This window comes from Gorillibacterium sp. sgz306347, from assembly GCF_059735245.1.
The window spans coordinates 1-12,257 of sequence record NZ_JCAPET010000035.1 but is presented as its reverse complement, the minus strand read 5'-3'; the positions used below and the strand labels follow the sequence as shown (position 1 = coordinate 12,257).

Sequence of the window (12,257 nt, the reverse complement as noted above, 5' to 3'; positions counted from 1 at the left end):
GTCGGTTCGCGGAAGCTAGACTTCCGGCAAATCGGGCGGACTGTCAAACGCGCGCGGAGGATCGTCCCTCGAGAAGCAAAATTTCCGCATGCCAAATACACCTCTCCTATCCTTCGTAGAATGGTGAAAAGAAACAGGCAGGTATTCTGGCTTAAGGATCGTCACCCGTTGCAGCCTTCCCGGTTGTCCAGTGGCATGTTTGCAAGGATTCCCCTCTTACAGCGGCGGGACCGCGCGGGATTTGCACCCGGCTTCCCTTTTAACCAATTCCGGTTCAGTTTAGAAAACTGAATAATTGGCACCCGTTTCCTATTGGTCCTATCATAACCAATTATTTTCCATTTGTCATGCTTTTTCTTAAAAGAGTTCCGGGAACGGGGTCGCGAAGAGAGAGCAAACGTCGAAAAAAGGCCGGTTTCGCATGGCCTGGGCGATATGGTACGATAGGAAAACCAGCCGGCAAGGCAAGGAGGAAAAAAGCGAATGGCACCCCCTTGGAAGAAAAACATCGTGCTGTTTCTGGCCAGTCAAACCATTTCTTTGTTTGGCTCGTCGCTCGTTCAGTATGCTATCCTTTGGCACATCACGCTGACCACCAAATCCGGCTCCATGATGACCGTGATGATTCTGTGCGGCTTTTTGCCGACGCTGCTGCTTTCCCCTTTCGCCGGGGTTTGGGCGGACCGCTTCAACCGCAAGGTTTTGATCATGACGGCGGACACCGCGATCGCGCTCTCCACGCTGGTGCTTGCGGTTTTGTTCCTGCTCGGGTATGACGCGCTCTGGCTGCTTTTTCTGATTTCCGCTATCCGGGCGCTTGGAACGGGCGTGCAAACGCCGGCGGTCGGAGCCTTTGTGCCGCAGCTCGTTCCGGAAGACAAACTGCCCCGCGTGAACGGCGCGAATGGCAGCATTCAGGCGATGGTGACCCTGCTCGCCCCGATGGCAAGCGGGGCGCTGATGAACGCGGTGCCGATGGCGGTTATTCTGCTTATCGACGTGGCGACCGCCGCCGTGGGCGTGCTGACGCTGCTTTTGTTCCTCCGCGTTCCGGCCCACGCCAAGGCCGGGCAGCCGCAGGAGGCCGGCTATTTCGCCGACTTCCGCCTCGGCCTGCGGTACATTGCCTCCCACGCCTACATCAAGGCATTTTTCGTGTTCAGCGGGATCTTCTTTGTAATGGCGGCCCCGGTCTCCTTTTTGACGCCGCTTCAGGTTGCCCGGACCTTCGGAGAAGAGGTGTGGCGGCTGACCGCGATTGAAATCGCCTTTTCGATCGGCATGATGGGCGGCGGGCTGCTTTTTACGGTCTGGACGGGGTTCCGCAACAAAATCCACACCATGGCCGCCGCTTGCATGATCATGGGCGCGGGTACGCTGGCGCTCGGCGTGGCGCCGGTTTTCTGGCTTTACCTGCTGATCATGGGAGTCGTGGGAGTGGCGCTGCCGTTTTACAACACGCCCGCCAACGTGCTGCTGCAGCAAAGGGTGGAGCCCGATTTCATGGGCCGCGTGTTCGGCATCCTCGGGATGATCTCCAGCTCCATGATGCCCCTCGGCATGCTGGTGTTTGGACCGGCGGCCGACTATGTGGCGATCGAGTGGCTGCTGATCGGCACCGGCGCCGTGATGGCGGCGCTCGCCTTCCTGTTGATGGGCAACAAGCCGCTGCTGGAAGCGGGCATGCCCATGGGTGAGCCGACCGGAGAACGGTCAACGGAGGCCGAGGCGGACGCAGGAACGGAGCGCTGAAAGGGGCACGTAAAAAAGAGACTTGGTGCCGGCTTTGCCGGTTCAAGTCTCTTTTGTTTTGCTGTGTTCCTCATAGTCCTGTAATTCTCCCATAAAACTAAACGGACCGCTTAATATAAATATTGCTATATTCTCCGTAGACGAAATACCAGGTTATGCTAAGCTATCGGAGAAAAGGCATTGGAAAGTCAGCGGCAGTACAAGCGTTTACTCTTTGCAAAGCGGATTGGAAGGTTGTCCAGATGGGTGAAAATCGTCCGGCAACATCCTTTTGGCGGGATGTATGTTGAGAAGGATTATACTTCGAGGCACTATACGGAAACCTACCGCGAAGATCTGAACAAATATATCCAAACCTTCAACAATAGGAACTTTTAGCGACATCTTTTTTGCCTCCGTAGAAGCGGGCACGAACTCCTATGATGATTGGCTGTAACGATATTTGTCGGCGGCCCGGCTCCTTTACAAGAAAGCCAACACCGCAAGCAGCGGCAGCAGCAAAGCGAAGTTCAGCAGCGTAAAAACGCGAAGAAACCGCCCGGGCGCAAACTCCCGGCTGTAGAGCCGGTAGGAGATCAGGCTGGCCAAAGAGGCGACGAGCGTGCCGAGACCGCCGGCGGATACGCCGTACAGCAGCTCGCGATAATCAGCAGTGAACCCCGACAGCAGCACGGCGGCAGGCACGTTGCTGATGATTTGCGACAGCCCGGCGGACACAAGAAGCACCGCTCCGTCCTCTTGGAGCAAGGCGTCCAGCGCCGAACGGATTGCCCCGATGCCGGTCATGCTGTCCGCGAAAAGAAAGAAGAGCATAAAGGTGGCGAGCAGCAGGTAATCGGCCTTTTTCAATAGCCGGGGAGCCATCGCCGCAATGACGGCGGCGGTTACGGCCGTGCTGATCCGCCAGTCGAGCACCCGAAACACGGAAAGCAGCGTCAGCACAAAAGCGGCGCTTGCCCCGGCAAGCAGAAGCGGACGGCGGAGCTGCGGCTTTTCCCGGGCGGCCCGGTACGGCTCGCCTTTGTTGCCGAAATGGTTGATCGCGAGAAGCAGCCCCGCGCCAAGCGCGCCAAACGGCGCCATGATGCCGAAAAACTCGGAAGCGGACAGATGATAATAGGCGTAGAGAAACAAGTTTTGCGGGTTCCCGAACGGCGTGAGCGCCGAAAAAAGGTTGGCTGCCAGCGTTTCGAGAATGATGAGCAGATAAGGGTCTCTTCCGCTCATCCGCGCCATGAGCAGGGTAAGCGGCACCACGGTCAGCAGCGCGACATCGTTGGTCACGAACATGGAAAGCACACCCGTCGCCGCGATCATGGCTAGCCCGAGCCGGCGGGGCGTCGAGAAGGCTCCAAGCGCCAGATTGGCAAGCGACTTGAGAAGCAGGCATTCCTCAAAGGCGAGGCAAACCAGCATCAGCGAAAACAAGGTGCCGATGACGTTCCAGTGAATAGCATCCGCGTGCGGCGGCGAGAAAAAACCCGCGGCCAGCGCCGCGAGCAAGGAAATCAGAAACACCGGTTCTCTGCGACAAAATGCGGCGGCGCGAGGAACGGCGGTGCGGATTGAGTAAGCGTTCATGAGGACTCCTGATGATGGGACTCTCTTATTTCATTCGAGAGGCGCGAAGAGCGAGGCGATTCTCCGGCTGCTGCCTCTATTATAGCGAATGGGCTTCGTGCGGACGACAGCTTTTTTTCACATTGCGGCGCAAGCTTCACTCGCGCAAACCAACAGCGCTCCCATGGCCTGCTTCTCCAGCTCGGCAATCTCCAGCAGCAGCTCGGAAGCTTCCCGCAGAGGCACGGCGGCTTCCGTTTGCGCGGCTAAAACGATCCGGTCCGAAACCCCAGTCCAAAGCGGGGCGAGGGCCGCAAATTGCCGCGCCGGTTCGGCCAGGCCGCTGCCGGGGTAACGCATGTCGCATTCCTGCAGGAAATCCCGGTACAAGTTACGAAAAAGCCCTCCGCCGGTGCCGCCTTTTTCCATCAGCGTACCCATACGGTTCAGCAGTTCGGGCGTGATGTCGGGTCTTGCCGGAAGACTTGGGAGCAGCTTGGCCGTTTTGCGCATCCCCAAAAAAGACAAATTTTGAATCGGCGGGTTCAGATAGCCCGCCGCGTTGCTGCGAATGGCCCGAAAGACAACCGGCTTTAACTCCGTTTGCGGAATTTCACCGGTTATCGTAAAGGACTTGTTGCGGGAAGCCATCGGCCCTTTGGCGCTTCTCCCTTCAGGCGATTCCGGAAAGCCGTGTCTTCACCCGTTCGCCTTGCCCCGCCGTATCGCAAACATAGCCGTACAAGGTGGTCCGGAAATAGTCAAATAGCAAAAAAAAAGAAGCGCTTCAATAGGAGGAACTATTGAAGCTGCTTCTGCCGGCGGACAGGACTTCCGCCGGTTTCCTTCCGCTTTTGCGGCGCTTTGACTTGCTAGGACTCCTTCCAATATTGTCGTTTGAAAAGGGAGGTTGCGGTTATCCCCGCTAAACGGGCGGCGCCCCCCCCCCCCCGAATTCCCGACATTTCAGAGAGGCCCCCACTTAAAAGAAGGTGCAGTAAGTTCGAAAAAGCAACTAATTATACCTTTATCCACTATTTTGGGCTGAATACATGCAATAAAGCAACTATTTCTTCTGTTTTCTCTTGTTTTCGCTGTTTTTTTTAGAGAATAGGTGCGAGTACGTCCTTATTTCACGATAGGGGCAGGTAATCCTAGGAAATAAGTGCCGCTTTGCACCTATTCACTTCTTCGTTCTCTGGTTCCCTATTCACTTCTTCGTTCTCTGGTTACCATTCGCTTGATCGGCCCAACCGCCCCATCCCGCTACTCTCTTTCCCGGCCATGAAAACAGTTGCAAAAGGAAACAGTTGGTGCGAAAGGAATGGCGGGACAACCAAACGGCACCATCAAAAGAGACAACTTTCATAAATGAGCCCTAGCTTCGCTTCTTGCCGGCTTTCGCCCGGTTTTCTTCCGCCCGGAAGAGCACGATGCGGCGGATCAGCTCCAGCGGCAGCGGACGGTCCAGCGGAAACTGAACGGAGCCCTTGGCCTTTTTGTACCCGGCCAGCTCCTGCTCAAAGGCGGCAATGCCGCTCGGATCGGGGTAGAAGCCGATATGCTTTTGAAAAGCCGCAAAATGCACCAGGTTTCCGTTCACCGCAAATGTCGGCATCTGGTAGCTGATCTTTTCCGCGGCGTCGGGCGCCGCTTCCCGGATCGTTTCTCTTACGGTTTGCAGTTTATCCCGGACATCCGCAGGGAAGGCGGCGATATACTCGTCTATTGTCGCGAATTGCGGCTTTGCTTGGTCCATTTGGAACCCTCCCGTTGATGAATGATCCGCCCGCCTGATCCTAGCCGGGGCGATCTCCCTACCTCGCCAAAAACTTCGGCTCTCCTGTAAAAACCGCAAGCTGCTCCGGCGCTCTCCGGTAGAGGGCCAGAAGCGCTTCGCTGCCGTTTTCCCGCGCGTAGCCGTATTCCGCCTCCGTGACCGGAACGGCCCACAGCACGGTGGTCCGCTCTCCTTCAAAAGCCGGAAGCTCCGGGGAAGGCAGACGCTCCCGCAAAGCGCCGTTTACCAAAAGCACGGCGGGAAAGCCTTCGATTTGATCGCAAGGCAGGGTATGGCCGTGGCCGAGCCAAGTCAGCAAGCCCCAAGGCAGCTCCGTCTGGCCGGAAAGGTAACCCAGGACGGGCATGAAGTCGGCGAGCGCTCCTTCCCGGGCCGCAAACGCCAGCTCGAACCGCCGGAAATCCCCGGCCTCCTCGCCGTGATACTGTTCGACCTTCGGCTGCGGAATCATGCTTACGCCTATGGTAAACGCGTAGTGGACCTCCTCCTTGCGGGCCGTAATCAGCGCCTTCGGGGGCCAGTTTCCCCCGTCAATGGCAAAATACTGTTCGTGCGGACCGCCGCAGAATGTCTCCAGAGCGGCCAACTGCCCCTCCTGCACCCGGCTCCACGTTTCCTGCCCAAGGGAAGCCCAGCACCGGCGGCTTCGTTCGACCCGTTCGGCCAGCACCGGCTCCGCACCGTCAAGCGCCCAGGCGAAAGGGCCGTTGTCCACGCCATAGCGGGCATAGCCGTGAAAACCGTTTTCCCCCGACCAGCCGGGGATCACCGCCAGCAGCTTGCCGTTTTCCAGCAAAGCCGCGCCGTCGCCCTCTTCAAACCAGACGATTTCGAGCGTATCTTCCTTGGGCGGTATTATTCCGTTCGGATGACTGCAATGGGCGGCGGGCATCATCGGCGGCCGCCCTTTTTCCATGGCGTCCGTATCCGGTGCTGGAGGCGCTTTGCGCTTGTTGCACACCCAACAGCTTCGCACAAAAGCCTGCTCGCTCCCCGGGTTGCCCCAGAGGTAGAAATAAACGCAATCTTCGGTTTCTTCGGCAAACGCCTGAATGTTGCAAACGGGCGACCAGCTTTCCGCCAGCACCCTGGGTTTCTGTTTTTTCCAGAACATGACGATCTCCTCCCTGCTGTCTGTTTTTTCCGGTCCAATCGCTGTCCGCCAGACAGCAGACAAGCGCTACTTCTCTTCAATCGGCAGCTTCACCAGCACCTCATAGGCCGCGCCGGGCTTCAAGTCTCTTAATATGCCGTCTTCGACAAGCTCGTCTCCGGCGTACACCTCGGGTGCCTTCACGCCCGGCTCCCGCCGGATCGCGATGCGCAGCTCCGCGCCCCGGAACCGCCGCGAGAGGGAAGCTTCCCGCCAAGCCGCCGGAAGCTGCGGCCGGATCATCAGCCCCGCCCGCGTGCCCTGAACGCCGAACAGGCCGTCGACCAGGCAGCGGTACACCCAGGGGACCGTGCCGGTGTTGAACAGATGGCTGGACCGTCCGGCGGTATGCGGATACTGTCGGTAAGCGCCTCGGTAATAGTTCGGAATAAAGACCGGCAGCTGGCCGCGCCGCTTGATGTCCTCCGGGTCCGGGCCGGGAATCATTTTGCGGAGCAGCCGGTAGGCGTTCTCTTTTTCTCCGACCAGGTAAAGCGCATAGATATAAAACGCCGCCGCGTGGTTATAGACCGCACCGTTCTCCGCCGTGCCCGGATGCTTCTGGGTCACCCGCCCGACGTCCTCTCGCATGGCCGTGTACGCGGGAGCCAGCTTTTCCACCCCGTACGGGGTTTCCAGCTGCTCCTCGACTGAACGGATCAGGCGCGCCCGTTTGTCTTCGTCCGCCGCGCCGCTCATGAGCGCCCAGCCCTGCGGGTTGATGTAAATGCGCCCTTCTTTGTCCTCTTTTACGCCGAACACTACGTTGTCGTCGGTAATTCCCCGCGCGTACCAGTCGCCGTCCCACAGGTAGGCGTTGACCACCGCGTTCGTTTCCTCCGCCGCCCGCCGGAACTCGCCGGCAATGGCCGCCCGCCCGGCCTCCTCGCAAATGTCGGCCCAGACGCGGAACGCATAAGCCGAAGCCATGGTGAGCCAGCCGGAAACCCCGATGCCCTTGTAGCCGACCATGTTCATCGGGTCGCACCAGTCGCCCTGATCGATGTAATTCAGCCCGCGCGCATCGCGGTTTTTTTTGAGCCAATGCATCGCCCGGTTGATGTGCTCGAAAACCGTCGCCGGTTCCTCCGGGTCCGTATCCGCAAAAGGCACCTCGTCCTCGAGAAGCCCGAAGTCGCCCGTTTCGTCCAGATAAGTGCTCAGGCAGACCGGCAGCCAGACGCAGTGATCCGTATGCGGCACCTGGTTGATGTACTTCAGCTCGGCCTCGGGATGCAGGATGATGCCGTCCGGCATTTCGCCGCTCGCTTTTTGCTGGCTCAACGCGGTCCGGAACGCGGCCCGCGCAACCTCCGGCTGCAGGTAGCTCATGCCCATGTTGTCCTGCAAGTAATTGCGGGTTTGCGGGTCGGTCGTCAGCCGGTTGGTTTTGCCGTGGTAATAAAGCTGGCGCGGCAGCCAATGATTGACCATGTTGTCCAGCCCGGCGTCCGGGGTGCGGATTTCGAGGCAGCCCCGGCCGGCCCCTATGTATGCGGCGTACGCTTGTTCCGCCCGTTCAAATCCGTCCAGCCCGTCCGAATCCCGTCCGCCAAAATAAGTCTCGCGGAGCCCGCGAATCTCATCCCCGGTGCGCGCCGGCCCGAACAGAAACCGGAACTCCCGCTCTTCGCCCGGATTCAGCTCGACGCGGTATTGAAGCACGCAGGCCGGCGTTTCATAGCGGGCGTCTCCCCTCGCCAGCATTTCGCCGCGCACCGCCGACGGGAACGTTAGGCCGCCTTCTCCCTCGAACCGTTCCTGGCTAGCCTCCCAAGCATCGGGCGCCGTGTCCGCCAGCAGAAACGTTTTGTCCTTCAACCGTTTGATTTTGGCGTAGTCCTGATATTTCTGGTAGGGGGTCACCGAGGAGCACACGATGCCCTGCAGCTCTTCGGAATATTCGCCGGACTGGTTCATCCAGGACATGTACCCGACCGTAAAATAAGGATAAATGCTCAGCTTCCGCCTCACCGGAGAGAGCGTTTTCACTTTCAGCCGCCAAAGCTCCAGCGGGCCCTCCGCCGGCAAACGCAGGCTCAGCTCCACTTGAACGCCCAGGCTTTCCGTCTTCCATTCGATCGAATCCTTGCCCGCCCGAAACAGAAAGCGCTCCGCCTCCCGGCGAACCGGCTCATACGGCGCCGAAAACACCTCGCCCGTCTCCTCGTCTTTCAGGTACACAAAACGGCCCGGGTGATGCGCATAATAGGGCTGCTCGGGCTGCATGAACGTTTTCAGCTCCAGGTTGGGCGCATGGGAATACTTGGCCGGCTCCGGCTGCATAAACTGGGCGACGGCATACCCGCGGCAGTTCATATGGATCATCATGGAGTCGTTCCACAAAAAACCCGAAGCTTTGGGAAGCGCGGTTGGACTGGTCAGCTCGTAAAACGCGTTGTTTTCCGATGGTCGGATCATGAGAGCACCTCGTTTTCGCTGATTTGGATTCCGGCGGTTCATGGTATATTATACCTTTATCGGGGGATTCGGAAAAATCGAAATCTTCCAGCGACCAAATAGATACCGAAAGCTGCATGAGAGAGGGACGTTGTCATGAAAAAAATGCTGCTGGCTCTCCTGTGCGCCGCGCTGCTCGCGGCGGGCTGCTCCCGTCCGGAGAGCGAAGCTGCGAAGAAACGGGAGCTTCGCGGGCTGGCCGAAGCCTATGTAAAGGAAAAATATCAAATCGACGCGGAGGCTTCCGGCGTTTCGCTGAGCCATTCGCCATCCGGGCCGATACCCGAATTCAAACGGCGGACGTCTTCAAGCGGCGTGGTGTATTTTGCCTATAACGGCAGGGAGTTCGAAGTGGTGGTCAGCACCGCCAAGCTCTCGCTCAGCGAAACGGGCGAGCCGCTCATCGCGGACGACTACCAGAGCGAAGAGATCAAAGAGGCCGTCATCAAAGACATCATCGAGCCGAACCGCGCCGCGGAGGACTATCATATCCGGTCCTTTGAGCTATCGAGCACGCTGAAGACGGAACAGGAAGCGAATTCCAGCTGGCTGTACCGGTATATTTTCCACCCCGATTACGGGGGACCGGTGAGTTATTTTACAAAAAAGCAGAAATTCGAGGGGGATATCGGCGAGTTTCTGCGCGCGCATACATACAGCTTGAAGCTGGATATTCTTTTCCGGGGGGAAGAAAAAGACAAGGCTCTGTACGCCGAACGCGGCAGAACGCTTTTTGGCCGGCTGGAGGAGTATTTCGGTAAAGGCGAAAGCGACATTGCGCTTTATGTAAACCGGGAAGGCATGTTCCTGGATAACCGGATGAAGGAAATCTTCGACAAAGAAAAGAACGGCTGGGCGGTTGATCCGGTGATTTTCGGGCCTGCGTACAACTACTTCCGGATCATAGGAGAGTTTCACTCGCCCGATCACGTCGCCGCGTATAAACGGGAGAACCCGGAAAGCCGGCTGACGGAACGGACCGTGGAGGAAAACCGGTATGTGTTTGCGGAGGTGGATACGGGAATACGAGCGGCTTCGATGCTCGCGAACGCTGAATTCGACGCCCCCGGCCAGCTCGTTTTTACCAGCCATCCGCTTTCGGAGGATGCCGGCTTCCAGGCTCCCGATTATGCAAAGCTGGACCTCGAAGGCGAGGAAGGAGGCGAATACGGGATGATTGGGGAAACGGTCTACCGGCTTTCTTACGCCCCCAAATTCACCGGAAGGGAGGCGGAGCGGACGGACTCGATTGCGGTGGAGCTCGACCCGGATCGGATTCCGCCTGACGCCGAGAAGGTATTCGCGGTACAGAAGCTCGCAACCGGCGATCTGGTCTACAACCTCATTGAACCGTATTTCACGAAAACCGGGAGCACCTGGATCGGCCAGGTCAGCAAAGACACCGATTTTGTGATCGCGTACCGGAAGGCGGCTGCGGACTGACCGCTGCCCGCTGTACGCTAACCGCTGCCCTTTAACAGCTGTCCGCTGTTCGCTAACCGTTGTTCGCTGCCCCATTAACAGCTGTCCGCTGTCCGTTAACCGCTGTACACTGCCCGCTGTTCGCTAACCGCTGTCCGGCCGTCCACTTTGCGCGGATACCTTAGGCAGAACCTTTGTGGAATGGGTTTATACCGTGTGATAAAACGCCGCCAGACGGGCAAAAAACAACTCCAAAGCACCAATAGAAGGAGGATCGACCGGCCGCCGCCATGCAGCGCAACACCGCGCGCTGGAGGCTGCGCGCGGCGTGTAGGGAGTGAAGCGTCTTTTTGCGCTGCATGCGTTGGAGCTCAACTCTTTTTGAGTTGCGTGCGTTGGAGTTCAACTCTTTTCGCGTTGCGTGCGTTGAAATCCTAGCTCTTTTTGGCCGGTGGGCTTTCGAAGTTTTGCAGTATTGAAAGCTTTATTTTACCGGAACGGTTTACTCGCCTTCTTGAATCTCATGCCCCATGCCTTCGGCTATCGCCCGAAGCAGCCGGAGCGTCCGGTCGCTATTGTATTCCCAAAACATCACGCCGGCAAGGCCCCGGCTCCGGGCATACGCACACTTGTGGCGGATTGATTCTTCGTCGTCGTAGCTGATGAAAGTGCTGCCGTTGAACAGATAAGGCGCCTTGGCCTCCTCGTCCCAATAACGCGTATAGCCGTTCCGGTTGATGTAATCGGCGGCAAGCTCGGTAAACGGAGGCCCGTAATCGCCTGCGCCGGGCGTCATCTGATGCAGCCCGCCGTTCCGGTCAGGCACGTTGTTCCACAGCCGGGTATAAAACGCGACGCCGACCGCCAGCTTTTCACGGGGCACGCCCGCCTGCTCAAACAGGCGCACTGCGGCATCCGCGCTGATGCGGAACAGGTCGCCGGCCGGCGTATACAGGTTGGTGTGATGACCCGTTAACGAGTGGAACGGCCCCCGCAAATCATAGGTCATCAGCTGGACATAGTCCAGATAAGCTTGCGCCTGGTCCATTTCGGTGCCATCGATGTAAAATTGATCCGCTCCGGCGGCAATGGTCAGCAAATAGCGCCGGCCGTCCTCCGCTCCTTTGCGGTCAAGCGTTTCCCGAAACTCCTTTAGAAGCAGGGTAAAGTTCCGCTTGTCGGCGGGAGAGGCCGCAACGCCGGTCACCGCGTAGCACGGATATTCCCAATCGAGGTCGATGCCGTCAAACGGGAAGCGGTCCAAAACCGACAGCGACGATTGCGCCAAACGGGTTCGCCCCTCCGCCGTCGAAGCCGCCTGCGAAAAACCGTCCGCTCCCCAGCCGCCCACGGAAAGCATCACCTTCAGCTTGGGATTTTCAACCTTCAACCGCTCCAGTTCGTTCAGGTTCTCCAGATGGCCGACCGCCAGCTCCCCGTCCTCGATATGACCGAACGCCACGTTCAGATGCGTCAGCATCCGCGCTCCTTCAGCCGTGATATCGGGCAGCGTTCGCCCGACCGCGTATCCGATAATCCTATTTCGACTCATTTCCGGTTTCCTCCCTTGTTTGCTGAAAGCGCGAGCCGGGCCGGTCTTCGAGCCGGTCTCCCGCGCCTTCTTCCATGCTGCTGCCGCTATCTTACACCATAACGGAGAGCATAGGCATCCTTTGGCCGAATATTTTCCGATCCGTTTCGGCAGCATGAATGCTCAACGGCCGAATTACTCATCGCTCGAATGCCGGCCGTAAGGGCCGGTGCCTGTCTTTTGTTTCTCTCATTATCTTTTGTTAACCTATGTACCTCTGCCCACGCCTCTCCAAAGACGAGCAGTTAACCAACTGACCAGCCAACCGGCCGCATATGTACAGCTATCCCCGCCCAATCGGACCGATACCGGAGGGCCACAAAAAAACACAATAAAGCGACTAAAAGCGGCAAAACGTTAAAACCTGCTCAACACGAAGGTTATGCTGCAATGGTTCTCGCCGTTGACGCCGGTTTTCGGTTATTTCGATCGCAATTCAGCAGCTTAGTATTTCTACCCTGAAAAAAACGCAACTTCATAGTCTGTGGTGCCCGCCAGGGCATGGGCGGCTAACGGTT

Annotated in this window: 7 protein-coding genes, 1 pseudogene and 1 riboswitch; of the genes and pseudogenes, 2 read left to right on the top strand and 6 right to left on the bottom strand. The window is 58.1% G+C overall.

Annotation, left to right across the window (positions count from 1 at the left end):
• Positions 1-119: 119 nt before the first annotated feature.
• Positions 120-321, bottom strand: a riboswitch (cobalamin riboswitch).
• Between the two features lie 162 nt (positions 322-483).
• Positions 484-1,752, top strand: coding sequence for an MFS transporter (locus tag AC6I6H_RS16955; protein WP_497955166.1), 1,269 nt, complete (start codon positions 484-486; stop codon positions 1,750-1,752).
• Positions 1,753-2,214: 462 nt separating this feature from the next.
• Here AC6I6H_RS16955 and AC6I6H_RS16950 read toward each other — a convergent pair whose 3' ends face one another.
• The 5 genes and pseudogenes from AC6I6H_RS16950 to AC6I6H_RS16930 form a co-directional block, all read right to left on the bottom strand.
• Positions 2,215-3,333: an SLC13 family permease gene (locus tag AC6I6H_RS16950; RefSeq protein WP_497955165.1), complete on the bottom strand. Its 1,119-nt coding sequence runs from the start codon at positions 3,331-3,333 to the stop codon at positions 2,215-2,217.
• A gap of 117 nt (positions 3,334-3,450) precedes the next feature.
• Positions 3,451-3,969 (bottom strand): annotated as a pseudogene (locus tag AC6I6H_RS16945) (DUF4872 domain-containing protein); the annotation flags it as partial.
• A 721-nt stretch (positions 3,970-4,690) separates the two neighbouring features.
• Positions 4,691-5,071 (bottom strand): iron chaperone, encoded by a 381-nt coding sequence (locus AC6I6H_RS16940; RefSeq protein WP_497955164.1) that lies wholly within the window; start codon positions 5,069-5,071, stop codon positions 4,691-4,693.
• Between the two features lie 58 nt (positions 5,072-5,129).
• Entirely contained in the window at positions 5,130-6,227 is a 1,098-nt protein-coding gene (locus AC6I6H_RS16935; protein ID WP_497955163.1) for a suppressor of fused domain protein, read from the bottom strand.
• A gap of 66 nt (positions 6,228-6,293) precedes the next feature.
• Complete coding sequence (locus tag AC6I6H_RS16930; protein WP_497955162.1) at positions 6,294-8,687, bottom strand: GH36-type glycosyl hydrolase domain-containing protein; 2,394 nt, start codon at positions 8,685-8,687, stop codon at positions 6,294-6,296.
• 135 nt (positions 8,688-8,822) lie between these two features.
• Between AC6I6H_RS16930 and AC6I6H_RS16925 the strand changes: the two genes are divergently transcribed.
• Positions 8,823-10,169 carry a hypothetical protein gene (locus AC6I6H_RS16925; RefSeq protein ID WP_497955161.1) on the top strand — a complete coding sequence of 449 codons (1,347 nt, stop codon included), beginning with the start codon at positions 8,823-8,825 and terminating at the stop codon, positions 10,167-10,169.
• Between the two features lie 481 nt (positions 10,170-10,650).
• On the opposite strand, the gene AC6I6H_RS16920 is transcribed toward AC6I6H_RS16925, so the two are convergent.
• Positions 10,651-11,700 (bottom strand): glycoside hydrolase family 18 protein, encoded by a 1,050-nt coding sequence (locus tag AC6I6H_RS16920; RefSeq protein ID WP_497955160.1) that lies wholly within the window; start codon positions 11,698-11,700, stop codon positions 10,651-10,653.
• Positions 11,701-12,257 lie beyond the last annotated feature (557 nt).

Bases quoted from the DNA above. Each gene is read 5' to 3' on its own strand.
- AC6I6H_RS16950 (WP_497955165.1), bottom strand. From the start codon at position 3,333: ATGAACGCTTACTCAATCCGCACCGCCGTTCCTCGCGCCGCCGCATTT.
- AC6I6H_RS16940 (WP_497955164.1), bottom strand. From the start codon at position 5,071: ATGGACCAAGCAAAGCCGCAATTCGCGACAATAGACGAGTATATCGCC.
- AC6I6H_RS16935 (WP_497955163.1), bottom strand. From the start codon at position 6,227: ATGTTCTGGAAAAAACAGAAACCCAGGGTGCTGGCGGAAAGCTGGTCG.
- AC6I6H_RS16920 (WP_497955160.1), bottom strand. From the start codon at position 11,700: ATGAGTCGAAATAGGATTATCGGATACGCGGTCGGGCGAACGCTGCCC.
- AC6I6H_RS16925 (WP_497955161.1), top strand. From the start codon at position 8,823: ATGAAAAAAATGCTGCTGGCTCTCCTGTGCGCCGCGCTGCTCGCGGCG.
- AC6I6H_RS16955 (WP_497955166.1), top strand. From the start codon at position 484: ATGGCACCCCCTTGGAAGAAAAACATCGTGCTGTTTCTGGCCAGTCAA.
- AC6I6H_RS16930 (WP_497955162.1), bottom strand. From the start codon at position 8,687: ATGATCCGACCATCGGAAAACAACGCGTTTTACGAGCTGACCAGTCCA.